The 18,204-nt window shown below is 33.2% G+C and carries 20 protein-coding genes; 3 read left to right on the plus strand and 17 right to left on the minus strand.

From position 1 onward, the window contains the following. Nucleotides 1-5 precede the first annotated feature (5 nt). The 3 genes from JJQ60_RS12195 to JJQ60_RS12205 all read left to right on the plus strand — a co-directional run bounded on the left by JJQ60_RS12195 (nt 6) and on the right by JJQ60_RS12205 (nt 2,690). Nucleotides 6-758: a rhomboid family intramembrane serine protease gene (locus JJQ60_RS12195; RefSeq protein WP_201920165.1), complete on the plus strand. Its 753-nt coding sequence runs from the start codon at nt 6-8 to the stop codon at nt 756-758. Nucleotides 759-898: 140 nt separating this feature from the next. Continuing rightward, nucleotides 899-1,657 (plus strand): rhomboid family intramembrane serine protease, encoded by a 759-nt coding sequence (locus tag JJQ60_RS12200; RefSeq protein ID WP_317194008.1) that lies wholly within the window; start codon nt 899-901, stop codon nt 1,655-1,657. A 22-nt stretch (nt 1,658-1,679) separates the two neighbouring features. Continuing rightward, nucleotides 1,680-2,690 carry an endonuclease/exonuclease/phosphatase family protein gene (locus JJQ60_RS12205; protein WP_201920172.1) on the plus strand — a complete coding sequence of 337 codons (1,011 nt, stop codon included), beginning with the start codon at nt 1,680-1,682 and terminating at the stop codon, nt 2,688-2,690. Between the two features lie 39 nt (nt 2,691-2,729). On the opposite strand, the gene JJQ60_RS12210 is transcribed toward JJQ60_RS12205, so the two are convergent. The 17 genes from JJQ60_RS12210 to JJQ60_RS12290 all read right to left on the minus strand — a co-directional run bounded on the left by JJQ60_RS12210 (nt 2,730) and on the right by JJQ60_RS12290 (nt 18,203). Beyond that, a complete protein-coding gene (locus JJQ60_RS12210) occupies nt 2,730-3,491 on the minus strand; it encodes a M949_RS01915 family surface polysaccharide biosynthesis protein (RefSeq protein ID WP_201920175.1) in 762 nt (253 codons plus the stop codon). Between the two features lie 90 nt (nt 3,492-3,581). After that, the gene (locus JJQ60_RS12215) at nt 3,582-3,890 is read right to left on the minus strand and encodes a DUF6122 family protein (protein WP_201920177.1); all 309 of its coding nucleotides are present in this window, start codon (nt 3,888-3,890) and stop codon (nt 3,582-3,584) included. Next, complete coding sequence (locus JJQ60_RS12220; RefSeq protein WP_201920180.1) at nt 3,890-4,513, minus strand: WbqC family protein; 624 nt, start codon at nt 4,511-4,513, stop codon at nt 3,890-3,892. The genes JJQ60_RS12215 and JJQ60_RS12220 overlap by 1 nt, the downstream gene beginning before the upstream one ends. Before the next feature lie 15 nt (nt 4,514-4,528). Then, entirely contained in the window at nt 4,529-6,097 is a 1,569-nt protein-coding gene (gene lepB, locus JJQ60_RS12225; RefSeq protein WP_201920183.1) for a signal peptidase I, read from the minus strand. A gap of 51 nt (nt 6,098-6,148) precedes the next feature. After that, nucleotides 6,149-6,847 (minus strand): 4-hydroxy-tetrahydrodipicolinate reductase, encoded by a 699-nt coding sequence (dapB, locus tag JJQ60_RS12230; protein ID WP_201920186.1) that lies wholly within the window; start codon nt 6,845-6,847, stop codon nt 6,149-6,151. A 50-nt stretch (nt 6,848-6,897) separates the two neighbouring features. Then, a complete protein-coding gene (locus tag JJQ60_RS12235; protein WP_317194009.1) occupies nt 6,898-7,482 on the minus strand; it encodes a DUF5683 domain-containing protein in 585 nt (194 codons plus the stop codon). Beyond that, complete coding sequence (locus tag JJQ60_RS12240; protein WP_201920190.1) at nt 7,472-8,377, minus strand: ParB/RepB/Spo0J family partition protein; 906 nt, start codon at nt 8,375-8,377, stop codon at nt 7,472-7,474. The genes JJQ60_RS12235 and JJQ60_RS12240 overlap by 11 nt, the downstream gene beginning before the upstream one ends. A 6-nt stretch (nt 8,378-8,383) precedes the next feature. Continuing rightward, entirely contained in the window at nt 8,384-9,148 is a 765-nt protein-coding gene (locus tag JJQ60_RS12245) for a ParA family protein (protein WP_201920193.1), read from the minus strand. A gap of 139 nt (nt 9,149-9,287) precedes the next feature. After that, complete coding sequence (locus JJQ60_RS12250) at nt 9,288-10,169, minus strand: SDR family oxidoreductase (RefSeq protein WP_201920196.1); 882 nt, start codon at nt 10,167-10,169, stop codon at nt 9,288-9,290. Between the two features lie 80 nt (nt 10,170-10,249). Beyond that, nucleotides 10,250-12,382: a methylmalonyl-CoA mutase gene (gene scpA / locus JJQ60_RS12255; protein ID WP_201920199.1), complete on the minus strand. Its 2,133-nt coding sequence runs from the start codon at nt 12,380-12,382 to the stop codon at nt 10,250-10,252. Nucleotides 12,383-12,504: 122 nt separating this feature from the next. Next, nucleotides 12,505-13,134: a hypothetical protein gene (locus JJQ60_RS12260; protein WP_201920202.1), complete on the minus strand. Its 630-nt coding sequence runs from the start codon at nt 13,132-13,134 to the stop codon at nt 12,505-12,507. An 89-nt stretch (nt 13,135-13,223) separates the two neighbouring features. Continuing rightward, a complete protein-coding gene (locus tag JJQ60_RS12265; protein ID WP_201920205.1) occupies nt 13,224-14,588 on the minus strand; it encodes a methylmalonyl-CoA mutase subunit beta in 1,365 nt (454 codons plus the stop codon). A gap of 5 nt (nt 14,589-14,593) precedes the next feature. Further along, complete coding sequence (locus JJQ60_RS12270; RefSeq protein WP_394369542.1) at nt 14,594-14,941, minus strand: FtsB family cell division protein; 348 nt, start codon at nt 14,939-14,941, stop codon at nt 14,594-14,596. Between the two features lie 39 nt (nt 14,942-14,980). Then, a complete protein-coding gene (udk, locus tag JJQ60_RS12275) occupies nt 14,981-15,589 on the minus strand; it encodes a uridine kinase (RefSeq protein WP_201920208.1) in 609 nt (202 codons plus the stop codon). 101 nt (nt 15,590-15,690) lie between these two features. Continuing rightward, complete coding sequence (locus JJQ60_RS12280; protein ID WP_201920211.1) at nt 15,691-16,773, minus strand: anhydro-N-acetylmuramic acid kinase; 1,083 nt, start codon at nt 16,771-16,773, stop codon at nt 15,691-15,693. 55 nt (nt 16,774-16,828) lie between these two features. Beyond that, nucleotides 16,829-17,578 carry a hypothetical protein gene (locus JJQ60_RS12285; RefSeq protein ID WP_201920214.1) on the minus strand — a complete coding sequence of 250 codons (750 nt, stop codon included), beginning with the start codon at nt 17,576-17,578 and terminating at the stop codon, nt 16,829-16,831. A gap of 160 nt (nt 17,579-17,738) precedes the next feature. After that, nucleotides 17,739-18,203, minus strand: coding sequence for a c-type cytochrome (locus JJQ60_RS12290; RefSeq protein WP_236669110.1), 465 nt, complete (start codon nt 18,201-18,203; stop codon nt 17,739-17,741). Between the last annotated feature and the right edge of the window lies 1 nt (nt 18,204).

Here is an 18,204-nt window from a genome sequence, read left to right on the forward strand (position 1 = left end):
AACATATGGGGAGAATTACAGAAACGGTAAAAGTCTTATTGATAATAAATATCATTGTTTATATAGGGTCAATTAGCCTTGGGGATAAAGCCTTTGAGTTATTTGCACTTTGGTTCCCTAAAAATGATAATTTCCAAATATGGCAAATAATCTCGCATATGTTTATGCATGCAAGTACAGGCCATATCTTTTTCAATATGTTTGCTCTCTATATGTTTGGTAGTCATCTTGAGAACTTTATTGGTAAAAATAAATTTCTTTTCATTTATTTCTTTTCTGGATTGGGAGCAGTTGGCTTTCAAATTCTATTTACGTATTTTCAATTCAATCCTGGATATCAGGCGTATATTGAAGCCGGGTTTTCGCCTGCAGAGGTTACCAAATTTATACAAGAGGCTATAGCATCTGAACAGTTTAGAGTATACCCCAATATACCACAAGAAATGACACAAAAAATGATCGGGGCATATGTGTCTCCGATGGTAGGGGCTTCTGGAGCTATCTTTGGGGTTCTTGCAGCATTTGCAGTTTTGTTTCCTAATTTACCTTTATACATTATGTTTATTCCTATACCCATCAAAGCAAAATATTTAATAGGTGGATATTTCTTATTAGATTTATATGGTGGAATTACTGGGCAAGCCATTTTAGGGCCTTCTAATGTAGCACATTGGGCACATATTGGAGGTGCAGTTATTGGTTTTATTACCATGTGGTACTGGAAAAAGAATTCGTTTAATCAACATCGTTGGTACTAATGTCGTTAATAGATGATCTAAGATTAAAATTTAAAACTATTTCAGTTGTTGAGAAACTGATAGTTGCTAATGTTTTAGTATTTATACTATTTCATGTCTTCAAAACTTTTGGTTTTCTTTTTAATTCAAATATTGAATTAATGGATTGGTTTACTTTTCCTAAACAGTTTGATAGTTATTTAACAAAACCTTGGTCAGTTATTACTTATGCTTTTTTACATGCAGGTATATGGCATATAGCTTCTAATATGATTATATTATATTTTTCAGGAAGGTATTTTGTTACCTATTTGTCTGGTAAAAGAGTACTTACTGTATATTTTTTAGGTGCTATTTTTGGAGCTTTTCTTTATATGATTTCGTATAATTTCTTTCCAGCTTTTTCTGGTACTGGAAATATTCCTCTTGTTGGCGCTTCTGCATCGGTAATGGCAATATTAATTGCAGTAGCTACTTATATTCCCTACATGACAGTTAGATTAATGTTTTTAGGTAGTATTAAGTTTTGGTGGATAGCTGCTTTTTTTGTGATATTAGATATAGTGCAGATCCCTGCTGGTAATGCAGGAGGACATATAGCCCATTTAGGAGGTGCTCTATTTGGATATTTATACGCCGTTCAGCTTAAAAAAGGAAATGATATTGGAGCCTGGTTTGAAAAAATTATGGATAGCTTGATACGTTTATTTAAACCTGGAAAGAAAAAAAGCCCATTAAAAACGGTACATAAATCTAAAACATATAAAAAGACTCCTAAGAAGGCCAAGCCATCTTCAGCTAAAAATAAAAATCCGAATCAAGCAAGAATAGATGCTATTTTGGATAAAATAAGTAAAAGTGGATATGATAGCTTAACCAAAGAAGAAAAGGATTTTTTGTTTAAAGCAGGTAAAGAATAGGAGAGTTACAGGTATGGGGGCTTTGATCAACAAGATTATTTTTGTTATTAATTCTTTAGCAGCTTTTGCTTTACTGCTTTCTTATCTATTGCCTTATGTGTCTCCAAAAATGTTTCCGTTATTATCGGTATTAAGTTTAGCAGTACCTATTTTAATAGTAATAAACATCTTGTTTTTAGTATTCTGGGCAGTTCAACTAAATAAAAAGCTAATCCTTTCTTTGGTGATACTCATTTTAGGAATATCACATGTTTCTTCATTATATAAACTAAAAGGTAAAACATCTGAGGAAATTGATGATAACAGCCTTTCTTTATTAAGTTTTAATGTTCGCAGTTTTAATCGATTTGAGTGGATTGACTCTAAATCGATACCACAAGATATTTCTAAATTAATACGAGAACAACAACCTGATATATTTTGTGCACAAGAGTATTATAATAACCCAGACACCAATTTTAGTCATTACCCGTATAAGTATGAGAACTTTAACAATGATAATGGAGAATTAGCATTGGTTATATTTTCAAAATTTCCGATAATTAATAAGGGATCTTTACAGTTTAAAAAAACTGCCAATAATATCATTTTTGCTGATATAGTGATAAAAGAGGATACATTACGGGTATATAATGTACACCTTCAATCTCATAAAATAAGTTCTAATACAGAACGGTTAGCTAAAACAGACTCTCAAAAACTTTTGAATAGAATTCAGGTTTCTTTTGAAAAGCAACAAGAGCAAATAGAAATACTAATTGAGCATATCAAAAAATCACCTCACAAAAATATAGTAATGGGTGATTTTAATAATACAGCCTACTCTTATGTGTATAATAAAGTACGGTCTGAAGGGTTAATAGATACTTTTAAAGAAGCGGGTCGGGGGTTTGGTAAAACTTTTGAGTTTGATCTTTTTCCTGTGAGAATAGACTTTATTTTGGTAGCAGAGGCTTTTGAGGTTTTAGAATTTAAAACCTTTTATAAAAGATTCTCTGATCATTACGCTATATTCTCAAGACTAAAAATCTAAGACTAAAAATTTATTACTCATCTTTACTACTCATCTTTACTACTCTTCTAAACGATCAGATTCTTTGGCCATTTGTTTTTCCCAATCTTTAGGAAAAATCGCATGCCCATTTTTTACCATAAGTTTCATTTTTTCTTTTACAGCATCTTGTATTGCTGCAGGTAATAAATAAAATTTCTTATTGATTTTAGTAAACCTACCACCAATGATATCACTATTTTGATGTTTAATTGAGACTCTTTTTTTGTTATGATATATTAAGATTTTAACTCTACCGTCTTTGTACATATCCTGACCTGTAGTGCCATACGTTAATACTAGGTTTACCAGACCATCATTATTAAGATCTGATATTTCTGAATACTGATTCCAAAAACCAATAGAAGTTTCCCAATCATCATCTATTTCACCAGTAACTGTGTATCTCTTTTTTAATTGATTGTTTTTGTTCGTTACATTTAATGCATAGATGTTATCATATAAAGTGTCCTTTTCTTCATTGATTCCTTGCATATGATCCGTTAATAAAAGATAGTATTCTCCAGATTTATCCTTATAGGAATATGCTTGATAGAGATCATTAGAGATACCTAGCCGATTTTGATTTCGTCTTGTAAAAATTGAAGAAATCTCTTTTTTAGAAAGCTTATGTGCAATTTTTGAATCCATGGGTATAGGATCATACTTTTGTATAGGGGCTGCAATAATTGCCTTTTGCTCGGTTATTTGCTCGGGTTTCTGTGTTTGTTTTTTACATGAGCATATAGATAAAAGTAAGACTAAAAATAAAAATCTCATCATAATCAAATCAAATTTAAAAAGAAGTTAATACTGGTTGTTTTGTACTAAATGTAAAAAATATTTTACAAAAAGGATTATTATGGCTAAAATTTACATCATCCAGCAGTCTAGCTGATCGGTAATAATATGCCATAATAACGCTAAACCTATAATGCGTGTCTTCGAGAAAAATAGCATTGATATATACACCAAAATAGCATAATAACTGTGTAAAGGATGAAATCCAATACTACATCGATTTGGATCAAAAATAGGATTGGCAACAAGATGATCTAGATCAATTAGCATAGTCGTAAGAAAGATGAAGTATACTTTTTTCCATTGTTTTGGGTAAAAAAGCAACAAGAATAAGAGAGGAAAAATGAAATGCAATCCGTAGTGTAGTAAGGGGCGAGACATTAAAAAATAGTTTGATTCTCGAGATAAGTTAGCGCATTAGTGCCTTCATTAAATAATAGATCCAAAATAGAGAGATTAGGAATAAAACCCTGTTTTTCTGTAAAAACTTGAATATAAGATTCTAAATTGTAGGGTTTTTCTTTTTTAGCATTAACCAATTCTCTTTTGTCAATAATCTCTTTAGGAGTCTTGATGTATTCTTTTGTTTTGGTAAAACCAGACTCTAGCTGAAGGCAATCAAAAACAGCTTGCATGCATTCATAATTAAAATCTAACAGAAATTCTTTCTTTTTATTGAATAAAAAAATAAACTCATCCTCGTAATACTCAAAGAAAGGTGAGGTCCTGTATGCTGTTTCTAATGATTTCCAATGTAATGTTTGCCACTCGAAATCATTCTCGATTCTTACATCTTTATAAAGCTGTCTTCCTTGTTTTCCGGTATGTTTGATCGGGATAGTTAATAGAAGCTTTCCATTAGCACCATAGATATATGTGCGATTACGATACGTTTGTTTTTGATAATTATCTTCGTTTTCAAAAACAATCGCATCTGATTGTGCTATAGCCGCATATTGAGTTATAGACCCAAAATACATCGGATGGAGTAGGGTAGTTTTCAATTTTTATTTTTGATGTTACGCTCCTTTTTTTCTCTTTCTGTATTGGTTATAAATGACCCATCCAAAGAGTACAATTAAAAAATATTTAAAATAAGAAATAGGCTCGCCACTACCTCCAACGGTCGTAAACATTCTTTCCCATCGTATCTTATTAAACAGTCCTTTTGCATTGGTGTCCCAACTAAACCATATAAACACAGGTTTACCAACAATATGGTTGGCAGGTACATATCCCCATACACGACTATCTTCACTATTATGGCGATTATCTCCCATCATCCAATAATAATCTTGTTTAAACGTGTATGTATCTATAGGAGTTCCATTCAGTAATATTTGAGTTCCGTTCACAGAAAGTTTATTGCCAATACCTAGTTCTGAGCCTTCATATACTTCAATAATCCTTCTATACAAAGAAAAACTTTTAAGATCCATTTTCACCGTCTTACCTGCTTCTGGGATATAAATCGGTCCAAAGTTATCAGAATTCCAGTTCACTTTCCCATTGTTGGGGAAAATGCCAGGATCTTTTTGGCCTTTTGGAGCTATCACTCTTTGGATATCTGCTACATTGGGATGGTTTTTAAATTTAGTGGCGGCATCCTCTGTAATGCATTGTGCTTCAAAAAATTGTTCGTTATACCCAAATTCATTGGACTTGATTTTATAACGATTATAGAGGTTTTGCATGTTAAAGCTACTACCTTTTGTAGTTCCAGTGTGTCTAAACTGTAATTGAGCACGATCGGGTAGCTGATTCTTTTCACCGTTAATGTGCACATATCCATCAACAACAGATAGCGAATCGCCAGGTACGCCTACACAACGCTTTACATAATTCGATTTTTTATCGATTGGTTTATAAAAACTCTTTTTGGATCGATCTCTAAAAAAGCGTACAGTATCTATGGGCCAGCTAAATACTACAATATCATTACGTTTAATATCTTGAAAACCAGGTAATCTAAAATATGGATATTGTGGTGAACTGGTATATGATTTTGTTCTCACTACCGGAATGGTATCATGCACCATAGGAAACGATACAGCAGTCATGGGAGTACGAGCCCCATAATGAAATTTACTCACGAATAGAAAATCTCCTACGAGTAGTGTTCTCTCAAGTGATCCGGTTGGAATGGTATAGGGTTGCATAAAATAAGTATGCACTATGGTAGCAGCGACTACTGCAAATAAGATAGAGCTGATCCATTCTCCAGTTGCAGTTGTTGGTTTTAGGCTACGGTCTTGGATATAGTTAACATCCAACATATAATTAACATGGAAAATGTAAAAACCGAGAGTTACTACTACGAGAATAGTATCGGTGGTAGAATTTTTACCAAAACTTCTAATCGTTTCTACCCAAATTACTGGTAGCATTATTACGTTGATTACCGGAATAAACAATAATATGACCCACCACCATGGGCGGTTTATAATTTTCATTAGTACAACCGTATTATATACAGGTACTAGAGCTTCCCAAGCTTTTCTACCTGCTTTAGTATATAATTTCCAGGTTCCTAGAAAATGAATTACCTGTAGTATCAGGAAAAAAATAAACCATTCTGTTAGTATCATCTCTAATATTTTTAAGTATAAGTACTTCTAATGTACAAAGTGTTACATTTTTTATAGTCCTAAAACGTCTTTCATTCCAAAAACTCCTGTTTTGTCGGAAAGCCATTCAGCTGCTACCACAGCACCTAGGGCAAACCCATTTCGGTTATGAGCCGTATGCTTAATTTCTATATCATCTACCTCAGAAGAATACAGTACGGTGTGGGTGCCGGGTACTTTATCAATTCTTTTTGCTGATATAGGAATAGTATTTTGATCACCTTGTTCAAGTTTCCAGTTTTTTTTATCCGTATTTTCTATAATTCCTTCGGCTAAAGTAATGGCTGTTCCACTTGGCGCATCAAGCTTTTCAGTATGATGTATTTCTTCCATTGCAATCGTATACCCATCTAAAGGGGCCATCATTTTTGCTAACTTCTTATTGAGTTCAAAAAAGAGGTTTACTCCTAAGCTATAATTAGAAGCATAAATAAAGCTACCCTTTTTCTCTTTGCAAAGATTAACGATCATTTCATAATACTCCAACCACCCAGTTGTACCAGATACCACAGGTACTCTGGCATTAAAGCAATTTGTGATGTTGTTAACGGCTGCAGAAGGAATACTGAAGTCAATTGCAACATCGATATCGGATAGATCATATGTAGTATCATCTTTATCTACTTTTAATGCGATGATATGGCCTCTTTGTACTGCAATTTTTTCAATGGTTTTACCCATTTTACCATATCCAAGAAGTGCGATTTTCATATTGTAGTTGCTAGTGTATATTGTTATTAGGTGATTTGTGTGCTAAATGCTTAAAAACTATAATTGAGTGATACACCATAATTAAGTCCGGCATCAAATTCGTTAAAATTTACTTTTGGTTTAAAGGAAAGATCTTCGGTGACATTATATTGTTGTAAATGAGCCGTAACATTGGCATCAACAATATTTAAAAGATAAATTCCTACTGTAACCAGTAATGATAATTCTTGATCTCGACGATAACGTTCTTGCAATGATATAAGTTGATCATTAGTGATGTTGGGAAATTCATCATCAGTAAAACCTGCTAACCTACGTTTGAATATATCTCGTACACGATTATAATTATCATTATTTTGGATATAGAAATATACTCCTGTACCTAAGGCCGCGTATACTATCGGAACTTTCCAGTATTTTTTTTGATAAGCTTGTCCAAGGCCAGGAAGAACTGCAGAATAAAATGCTGCTCTAGCTGGAGCTAGGGGTTCGTAAGGAGGGATCTTCTTCTCTCTTTTTTTCTTTTTTACAGCAACTTCTTCGGTGGTAACCTTTAATTCTTCATTCTCTTGAGAAAGAACATTTTGTACACTAAAAAGTATAAAAAAAATAATATAATAGCATTTAATCTTCACTATTGATAAGTTTCTTTAGGCGTTTAAAATCTTCTTCTGAAGAAAAAGGTATTATTAATTTACCACTTCCTTTACCTGAAACTTTTATATCAATTTTTGCACCAAAATATTCAGAAAATTCTTTAATTCCTTTCGAAATATGTTTTGGTAATTGAGGAGTGGTTTTATTTTCGACAGGACTTGCCGTTGGATTATTTATAGATCTAACTAGTTTTTCGGTATCACGAACAGATAACGATTTACCAATGATTTTTTCATAAATATCAAGTTGTTGCTGTTGGTCGTCGATATTAATTAAAGCGCGACCATGACCCATTGATATAAAACCATCCCGCATGCCGGTTTGTACAATAGGATCTAATTTTAATAATCTAAGATAATTAGCTATTGTAGACCTCTTTTTTCCAACTCTATCACTTAATTGTTCTTGTGTTAGACTGATTTCGTCAATTAGACGTTGGTATGATAATGCAATCTCGATAGGGTCTAAATCCTGTCGTTGTATGTTTTCAACCAAAGCCATGGTTAACGACTCGTTATCGTTTGCAATACGAATATACGCCGGTATGGTCTTTAACCCTGCTAATTTTGAAGCACGAAAACGGCGTTCACCACTTACTAATTGATAATTGTTGAAATCAAGTTTACGAACTGTAATAGGTTGTATAACGCCCACTTCTTTTATAGAAGTTGCAAGTTCTCTTAATGTTTCATCATTAAAACTAGTTCTAGGCTGAAAAGGGTTGACATCTATACTATCTAATTCTAACTCAATAATATTACCAACTACTTTATCTGCATTTTTATCTTCTACCGATTTTATATCGTTTTCTGGATCTTTGAGTAATGCAGATAATCCTCTACCTAATGCCTGTTTTTTTGTTGCCTTCGCCATGAATCCTTAACTATTTTTTTTAATAATTTCGTGTGCTAAACTTAAATAATTGCTGGCTCCTTTACTAGCAGCGTCATAATTAATAATACTTTCACCATAACTAGGTGCTTCACTTAAACGTATATTTCTCTGAATGATTGTTTTAAACACCATTTCACTAAAGTGTTTTTGAACCTCTTCTACAACTTGATTTGATAATCTTAATCTAGAGTCATACATCGTGAGTAGCAACCCTTCAATATCTAAACTCTTGTTATGTACCTTTTGTACACTTTTTATAGTGTTTAAAAGTTTACCTAAACCTTCTAGGGCAAAATATTCACATTGTATAGGTATCATAACAGAATCTGCAGCTGTTAATGCATTTAGTGTTAGTAACCCAAGAGAAGGAGCACAATCAATAAGAATAAAATCATATTCTGATTTAAGCTTTTCTATGGCTTTTTTCATCATATATTCTCGTTGATCTTTATCAACAAGCTCTATCTCAATAGCTACAAGATCAATATGCGCAGGTATAATATGCACATTGGGTGAACTAGTTTCTAATATTGCATCTTCAGGCCGCACTGTATGTTCTAAGATCTGATAGGTGCCTTTTTCAATACTTTCTACATCCAGTCCTAATCCAGAAGTGGCATTAGCCTGTGGATCGGCATCGATTAGTAATACTTTTTTCTCTAAAACACCTAGAGAAGCTGCTAAATTTACAGAGGTAGTGGTTTTACCTACACCACCTTTTTGATTGGCAATCGCTATTATTTTACCCATGTGGGGAGATTTGGATTTAAGAGGTAAAAATACAATTTATTATATATTATAAAAATGAAAAATGTTAACAGTGGTTAATAAAAAAGACCATCCGCTTTTAGGGATGGTCTAATAAACTTGTTGTACTGTTGATAACTACTTATTTAGTGTTTTTTGATCTGATAGAAGCTTCTAGCATATCCCACATTTCTTCAGGAACTTGCTCCAGCATATTAAACTCTCCGGCACCTTTTAACCATTCTCCACCATCTATAGTCACTACTTCTCCATTAACATAGGCCGAAAAATCAGAAACTAAGTATGCTGCTAAATTAGCTAGCTCTTGATGATTACCAACACGGCCCAGAGGTACTTGTTTAGTAATGTCAAGCTTTTCTTTTAGATCTCCTGGCATTAATCTATCCCATGCTCCTTTAGTTGGGAAAGGACCTGGTGCTATAGCATTAAAACGCATTCCATACTTTGCCCATTCTACAGCCAAAGATCGTGTTAAGGCAAGTACACCAGCTTTTGCTGTAGCACTTGGTACTACATAAGCAGATCCGGTCCATGCATATGTTGTTACAATATTTAATACGGTTGTACTTTTATATTTTGTATCTATCCAATGCTTTCCAAAGGCTAAAGTACAGTTTTTAGTTCCTTTAAGTACAATATCAATAATGGTGTCAAAGGCGTTAGCCGATAAACGTTCTGTTGGGGATATGAAATTACCAGCGGCATTATTCAATAATACATCGACTGTTCCAAATGTTTCAATCACTTGATCTCTCATGGCTTCAACCTGATCATAATGACGAACATCACATTGCAGTGGTAAACATGTTCCTCCTGTTTCTTCCTCAAGCTCTTTGGCTGTATTTTGTAGTTTCTCTAAATTACGAGATGTTATAGCTACTTTGGCGCCAAGTTCAAGAAAATATTTTGTCATCGATTTCCCTAACCCGCTACCACCACCGGTAACTACTATATTTTTTCCTTTTAGTGCTCCATCACGAAGCATTTTTTCTGTATGGCTCATATGTGTATTATTATCAGTTTGGTGAAAGTTACGATTTATACTTCAAATACTATGCACGCATAGTATTTTTTTGAACTTTTTTACTCAAATGTTGAGATTAGAATCTCCAAAATAGTGATAGCCGCATCACTTATTTTTGTACCGGGACCAAAAATAGCTACAGCACCAGATTCAAAAAGATGATCATAGTCATCAGGAGGAATTACGCCTCCAACGATAATCATAATATCTTCTCTACCATATTTTTTTAATTCTGAAACAATTTGAGGAACCAAAGTTTTATGTCCACCTGCCAGAGAAGATACCCCTACAATATGAACGTCATTTTCTACAGCTTGTTTGGCTGCTTCTTTTGGGGTTTGAAATAGTGGTCCTATATCCACATCAAAACCTACATCGGCATAACTTGTTGCGACTACTTTTGCACCTCTATCATGGCCATCTTGCCCCATCTTAGCAATCATGATTCTTGGTCTACGACCATCTAGTTCCGTAAATCGGTTAGCTAACTCGCGTGCCTTGTTGAAGGATTGGTCATCTTTTATTTCTTTGGCGTACACTCCCGTAAATGATTTGATTTCTGCTTTATATCTTCCGAATTCTTTTTCTAGTGCGTCACTGATTTCTCCTAGAGTAGCTCTTAATCTAGCAGCTTCTACTGCTAAAGCTAATAAATTTTGATTATTGTTAGCCGCTGCTTTAGTTAAATTGGTTAAAGCTTCAAGTACAGCTTTTTCATCTCTGGATGCCTTTACTTTCTTAAGACCCTCAATTTGTTGGTTTCGAACCGCTTGGTTGTCAACTTTTAAAGTGCTTATCGCTTCTTCCTCTTCTAATTTAAATTGGTTAACTCCAATAATTATATCTTGTTCACTGTCAATTCTTGCTTGTTTACGTGCTGCAGCTTCTTCTATGCGCATTTTTGGGATACCAGCTTCTATAGCCTTTGTCATTCCTCCTAATTCTTCAACTTCCTCAATTAATTTCCATGCTTTTTTAGCGATTTCATTAGTTAAAGATTCTACATAGTAGCTTCCTGCCCATGGATCAACTGTACGCGTAATCTGCGTTTCTTCTTGTAGATAAATTTGTGTATTTCTTGCAATTCTAGCTGAAAAATCTGTTGGTAAGGCTATAGCCTCATCCAGAGCATTTGTATGCAAACTCTGTGTGCCTCCAAAAGCTGCAGCACTTGCTTCAATGCACGTGCGGGCAACATTATTAAATGGATCTTGGGCGGTAAGACTCCAACCACTAGTTTGGCAATGTGTGCGCAACATTAATGATTTTGGATTTTTAGGATTAAATTGTTTTATCAATTTGGCCCAAAGCATTCTAGCCGCACGCATTTTAGCAATTTCCATAAAGTGATTCATGCCAATTGCCCAAAAGAAAGATAGGCGAGGAGCAAATGAATCTACATCTAATCCGGCATCAATACCTTTTCTAATATATTCTAAACCATCTGCCAAGGTATATGCTAATTCTATATCACAGGTAGCACCGGCTTCTTGCATATGATATCCCGAAATACTGATTGGATTAAATTTTGGCATATTTTTAGAGCAATATTTAAAAATATCACTAATGATACGCATAGATGGTGTAGGAGGGTAAATATAGGTGTTACGCACCATAAACTCCTTTAAAATATCATTTTGTATTGTTCCGGAAAGTAGGTTTTTTTCGACCCCCTGTTCTTCTGCAGCTACAATATAAAATGCCATGATGGGTAATACTGCACCATTCATGGTCATAGAAACAGACATTTTATCCAGTGGTATTTGATCAAAAAGCACTTTCATGTCCTCCACGGTATCAATTGCCACTCCAGCCATACCTACATCACCAAATACGCGCTCATGATCGCTGTCATATCCGCGATGCGTGGCCAGGTCAAAAGCTACCGAAAGCCCTTTTTGTCCTGCTGCTAAATTTCTACGGTAGAAAGCATTACTTTCTTCTGCGGTAGAAAATCCTGCATATTGTCTAATAGTCCATGGTCTGCGAACATACATTGTAGAGTACGGTCCACGAAGGTAGGGTGGAACACCGGCAGAAAAATTAAGATGATCAAGATTGGTAACATCATTAGAATTGTATAAAGATTTTATATCAATCCCTTCTGAAGTTGTGAAGTTTGATACTTCCTGTTTATGGTCTGATACTATTTTTTTTGGCAGTTGTAAATGCTGTATATCTTTTCTATTCATTACCTAAAACCTCGTTTTTCGAAATGATAAATTAACAAGGCTATAAAATTAAGGTTTTCGAAATGATTTTTCTTCAAAAAAAGATATTCAATTCACTATTTTAGTAAGAATTCTTTAAAATTTTACCCAAATGCTTTTTCAATAACCATTAAAATAGAATAGTAGATATCAAATGCAATAAATTTCTTGATTTCTATTTCGCAAAGTTCTTTATCTTGTAAGTAGTATATTTTTTGAGAAACTAATGAAGTGCTTACATTTCCATCTTCTTCAAGATCAGAAACAATATCTTTAAAATCCTCACTTGTGCTATTGTTTTTGAGACATTGTATAAAACCTCCTCTATAGTTGAAAATCAAGATCTCTTCTTCATTTTTTTTGCCCACAGTTGTTGGATACGATTTTTTTGTAGCCTCTTGATTTTCGTACTCACTTAGCTTAATCCATAATGAATTCTTATTATCTGCAATTTTTTTGAATTGTCGGGTTAGTTGAATAGAGTTGTCGGACGGGAGTTTTCTAAGGTCGACAGATAAACTTGCAATTTCTGCTAAAAAGGTTCGATACGTTTTAATGGAATCATTACCAAATTTATAATGATTGAATAGATCATTTTCAAAAGAATTAAATGCTTTTTTGATAATTCCTGTCTTGTCCAAGCTGAGACAGTTATATGATTGTGCATAATTTATCTGAGAGAAAACTAACCAAACTAAAAGTACAGTAATTCCTGATCTAATCTTAAGGGGCATTGATTTAGATTTAGTAATGTTAATGTATAGGCTTAAAATTTATATATAATGTGTTGCAAGTTAACAATAAGTTAGCTAATATTAACGTTTTATTGTAATTTTTTCTCTATTAAATCACTTAATCTCCTTTTTACAACAGGATTGAGTAGGGTTTTTCTTACTTTTTTTTGAGTAAATACTGGTTTTTGAAATGTAGGTGTGATTTCTTCAGAGTTTTTATACTTATTGGTACCTGTGAGTATGATTTGCTCATTATTGAAGAGTTCTTGTTCCTTGGCAGCGCTTTCTTTTATTTTTTTCTGGATAGTACCAGATTTTAATTGATTTAGAAAACCTCCTCCTTCTTCAATGTTTTTAAATAATGATAATGCTTTTTCTGCTAATTGATCTGTTAATGTTTCTATATAATAGGATCCAGAAGCTGGGTTTTTTACAATATCAAAATAACTTTCGTTTTTGAGAATCAAGAGCTGATTAAGAGAAATTCGTGTACCAAAATCATTCTCAAGATTATAAATGTCATCATAAGGGATGTTATAGACGGTATTGGCACCACCTAAAATTGCACTCATACATTCTGTTGTAGTTCTAAGCATATTTACATTATAATCCAAAATAGTTTTATTTCTATGAGATGGATAAGCAATGATGTGACATTCTTCTGTGGCCTTATACTCTTGAGCTAAACTTCTCCATAATAACCTAAGGGCTCGCAATTTTGCTATTTCAAAAAAGTAATTTCCACCAACGGCTACTTTGAATAGAATCTGTGAGTTTTTAAACGGATTTATATTTTTTGAGTTGAAATAATTTAAATATTCATTGGCATGCGAGAGTGCATAAGCCAGCTGCTGAACCATTGTTGCACCTGCATTTTGATATAGATCAATATCTATACTTATAGTACTTTTTAAATGTTTATGTTCTATAATTTCGGTTAGAGAAGCAAAATCTTCTTTAAAGGAAGTGTGCCAATTGCCTGTTGTTGCTAAATTTCCAATAATATCAGTTAAAACATGTATGTCTAGATTTGAAGTTTTAGAAACTTCTGCTAGTTTTTGAACATAAGAAAGAGATAGAAATTTAGTGTCAAAAAATACAGGTGTTTTTTTTGTAATCCCTATTAAAAGGTTTTTTGGATCAATATTTTCTTCCTCAATGACAAAATAAATACTTTCTGCTCCCTTTTTTATAGCCTTCAGTGCGAGTTGGTTTCCTGATTCAGGATCTGTAACATCAATCTTTAGCGAATTTTTCCATGATGTTGGTAGAGAGACAGGGTTTTCAATATTGAGAAGATCTTCTTGATGGTAAAATGGTTTTACATCAATGCCTTCTAAAGATTTAAAAATTAATGCTTCATTATAGTCTGCACCTTTGAGATCAAATTGAATCTTTTGTTTCCATTGTTTAGCAGAAACTTCATCAAAACTATCAAATAAGGATTTAGTCATTTTTATTATTTTTTGGGTATACTGTCTTCGTATTCGATAATATAAATTTCTTCATTATCTCGCTTCATAAAATATTCCTCTCGAGCAAATTTTTCGAGTTCATTGCTGTCTTTTAATACCTTTATATCTTTTTGATCTTTCACAATCTCTTTGATATAATATTCTTTATTGTCTTTTAATTCTTTTATTTCTTGATCCAGCTCTTTATGAATTAACCAGGAATTAGTGTCTAAAAACAGCATCCATACTACAAAAAGCAGTACGATTAGCACATATTTATTCAGCAATATGGCGAATATCGGTATTAATGCCGGTTTGTGTTTTAATTTTTGGAAATAACTTTTAAGCTTCAATCTTAGTAAGATTAATATTGGATGTAAAGGTACAAAAAGTTAATTCAAACGTTCTTTGATAATCGTGCGTACAATATCAACGGCTACATTGTTATAATGATTGTTTGGTATGATAAGATCAGCAAATTCTTTGGTTGGGTCAATAAATTGCTGGTGCATGGGTTTCAGTGTGTTTTGATAACGATCTAGAACTTCGTCCATATCACGACCACGTTCTGCAATATCTCGTTTTAGTCGTCTTATTAGGCGTTCATCGCTATCCGTATGCACATAAATTTTGATGTCAAACATGTCTCTTATTTCTGGATTTGTAAGAATAAGAATCCCTTCAACAATCATTACTTTTCTTGGTTTGGTACGTATCGTTTCAGCTGTACGATTATGCTCAACAAAAGAGTATACAGGTTGTTCTATTGTTTCTCCCTTTCTTAAAGCAGAAAGGTGTTCGCCAAGCAATTCGAAATCAATGGACTGTGGATGATCAAAATTTATTTTCACCCTCTCATCATAGGTGAGATGACTAGTGTCTTTGTAATATGAATCCTGAGATATAACGCATACCTCATTTTTGGGTAATTCATTAACAATCTGATTAACAACAGTGGTTTTTCCGCAACCAGTTCCACCAGCGATACCAATAATTAGCATTTTTTTAATTTTTGGCAAATTTAAAAATTGTTATTGAGTTATTTAGTTTTTGAGCCGGTGAGTTTTTTTGAATGTATAAATATTCATGATATTTTTCATTCTTACCTTGGATAATAAATTACTCCCGAAGAAGAATCTTTTAGAGCTCCTGTTACAGATCTGAGACAGTTTGTTTCATTGCGTTCTCTGAGTACGCCCATAAAAGCAAAGATTAAAGCTTCCTTAAAATCTATTAGATCAACTGACGGAATTACAACTGTAGCAAAATCTGTCAATTTATGCTGTAAGGTTTCGATTAGAAAATTGTTTTTTGCACCGCCACCTGTAATTAATACAGTTGCATTTACTTTTTTGGTATTTATAATATCATTTGCAATTTGAGAAGCGATATGTATTATAGATGTGTGCAAAAGGTTCTCAATGCTATCTTCAATATGGTCGAGTATAGGGATCACATTTTCTGCAAACCACTCAAATCCCAATGATTTTGGATGCTCAAGTTTATAATGTTCTAAATCATTTAGTTGAGCTAGAAGTTGAAGATTAGTCTTTCCAGTTCTGCCCAGTTGACCACCTTTATCATATTCAAGGTTGATTTTTTGGCAAATGTAATTAAGTAGCATATTTGCAGGAGAAATATCATATGCTACTCTTTGTTCACCATCGTGAAAAGAAATATTACTGATTCCACCAAGATTTAGGCAAAAATCATAATTGCTAAATAGAAGTTGATCGCCTATTGGGACAAGTGGTGCTCCTTGTCCGCCAATAGCAACATCATTGGTTCTAAAATCACAAATTACTTTTTGATTGCAAGCATTAGCAAGATGCTGCCCTGATCCGATTTGATATGTTAACCCAATCTCGGGTTGGTGAAAAACAGTATGCCCGTGACTGGCAATAAAATCTACTTTGAGATTATTTTTCTGTATGAATACCTTAACCTGTTCACCAAGCCAACTCCCATACTGATTATGAAAAGCCAATAATTTAGGGGCGTCAAGGGCTACAGTATTCTTTAATTGGGTTTTAAATGTTGCTGAGTAATTAATGCTTCGTGTTTTTTCTATTGAAAAATTCCAGGTTTTATTTTTATGTTCGAAACAACAATAGGCAATATCCAAACCATCTAAAGAGGTGCCAGACATAAGTCCAATAACGTTGTATGTTTTTGAAGTATTCAAGGTTTACGAATATACATTAGCAAAATGTAAATCAAGGCGTCTTTTTCTGAATTCTTTAGATTTTGGTAATATATTGAAGATCGAGAATTTCAGGATTTATTTCGGGCAATGATTTTTTATAATAGAAATCAATGATTTGATTTTCGAGGTAGGAGGGGATTTTTTCGATACGATTTTCGTTATACATTTTATATACAGATATCGCTTCAGACTTTTTGAAAGTCATCATAAGTTGATCCGGTTTTTTTACAATATCAATGCTTTTGTATTTTTCAAATTTTTTCTTCATCCATCGATGACATAGTAATTTAGTTTGACTATCCTGAAGCTCTTTTTTGAGCTTATCAAATTTTTCAAGGTCTGAAAAATCTTCTTTTAATGCACGATCCAAGGCGACCTTGGCTTTTGTGAATTGCCTCTCAAATTTAAAATCAACTACATGAATATCTTTTTTTACTTTTCTAACTGCTTCATGAAGTGCATTTTCATAGACATTTGCAAAATCTTCGTAATCATTTATAGCATCAAGAAATAGTATAGCGTGTTTTTTATAGTATTTGGGTATAGCTTGTTTTTTTGTAGCAATAAAAAGAGTATTTAGTTCTTCTTGTATTTCTTCTGGAATACCAGTGAATTTTGAGCTTGTTTTGAGTGATCTTAATTGCGCTGTAATCTGAAGTTTAGAGCCTTTATATACGGTAGAGCGATATTTGAATCGGTATCTGTTGGGCGATATTTCTTCATTTTGGGCATTAGCAGTCGCATGTGAGATCAAAAACATTAAAAAAAATGTAAAAAATCTCACAAATAAAGGTTTGGTTGGAATGTGTTTGCCCCTCATTTGTGTGTACAAATAGAATTACTCGATAATCGAGATTTAAATGCTCCAAGGCTTTCCTTGGAATCAAAAATATTTTACAAATACTAACGTAAAATAATCTACAATTGTTATGTAAATATAACCATTACTTTTTTATGTTGGAAACCTCTTCAGGTGTCACGATCTTTTTTTGAGTATTCCCCCAACTATTCATAATATAATTCATAACATCAGCAATTTCTTCATCTTCTAAACCTAAAGGCGTCATGGCACTATTGTATGGTTGACCATTTACTTCTATTGGGCCATTTAATCCATATTTTATAGAATGGATACTTTCTTTTCGTTTTTGAGTTAACCAGTTTGATCCTGCTAAAGGGGGAAATACTTTTGGGGTGCCCTTACCATCTGGTAAATGACATTGCATACAAAAATCAACATAGATCTCGCGACCACGAGCAATACTTTCTTTTAATTTAGTATCCTGAAATTCCGAAGTCATAAACTCCGTGTATTGTATATTGGATTTTCTGCTCTGGGCAACAATAGAAATACTAACGGTTAATACAATACATTCGAGAATTAGCAAGTGTTTGATATGCTTCTTCATA

The organism is Aquimarina mytili (assembly GCF_016735115.1).
Classification (GTDB): domain Bacteria; phylum Bacteroidota; class Bacteroidia; order Flavobacteriales; family Flavobacteriaceae; genus Aquimarina; species Aquimarina mytili.

Excerpts from the sequence above, each read along its gene's own strand:
- JJQ60_RS12195 (WP_201920165.1), top strand. The coding sequence starts at position 6 with ATGGGGAGAATTACAGAAACGGTAAAAGTCTTATTGATAATAAATATC.
- JJQ60_RS12200 (WP_317194008.1), top strand. The coding sequence starts at position 899 with ATGGATTGGTTTACTTTTCCTAAACAGTTTGATAGTTATTTAACAAAA.
- JJQ60_RS12210 (WP_201920175.1), bottom strand. The coding sequence starts at position 3,491 with ATGATGAGATTTTTATTTTTAGTCTTACTTTTATCTATATGCTCATGT.
- JJQ60_RS12215 (WP_201920177.1), bottom strand. The coding sequence starts at position 3,890 with ATGTCTCGCCCCTTACTACACTACGGATTGCATTTCATTTTTCCTCTC.
- lepB (WP_201920183.1), bottom strand. The coding sequence starts at position 6,097 with ATGATACTAACAGAATGGTTTATTTTTTTCCTGATACTACAGGTAATT.
- dapB (WP_201920186.1), bottom strand. The coding sequence starts at position 6,847 with ATGAAAATCGCACTTCTTGGATATGGTAAAATGGGTAAAACCATTGAA.
- JJQ60_RS12240 (WP_201920190.1), bottom strand. The coding sequence starts at position 8,377 with ATGGCGAAGGCAACAAAAAAACAGGCATTAGGTAGAGGATTATCTGCA.
- JJQ60_RS12245 (WP_201920193.1), bottom strand. The coding sequence starts at position 9,148 with ATGGGTAAAATAATAGCGATTGCCAATCAAAAAGGTGGTGTAGGTAAA.
- JJQ60_RS12250 (WP_201920196.1), bottom strand. The coding sequence starts at position 10,169 with ATGAGCCATACAGAAAAAATGCTTCGTGATGGAGCACTAAAAGGAAAA.
- scpA (WP_201920199.1), bottom strand. The coding sequence starts at position 12,382 with ATGAATAGAAAAGATATACAGCATTTACAACTGCCAAAAAAAATAGTA.
- JJQ60_RS12260 (WP_201920202.1), bottom strand. The coding sequence starts at position 13,134 with ATGCCCCTTAAGATTAGATCAGGAATTACTGTACTTTTAGTTTGGTTA.
- JJQ60_RS12265 (WP_201920205.1), bottom strand. The coding sequence starts at position 14,588 with ATGACTAAATCCTTATTTGATAGTTTTGATGAAGTTTCTGCTAAACAA.
- udk (WP_201920208.1), bottom strand. The coding sequence starts at position 15,589 with ATGCTAATTATTGGTATCGCTGGTGGAACTGGTTGCGGAAAAACCACT.
- JJQ60_RS12290 (WP_236669110.1), bottom strand. The coding sequence starts at position 18,203 with ATGAAGAAGCATATCAAACACTTGCTAATTCTCGAATGTATTGTATTA.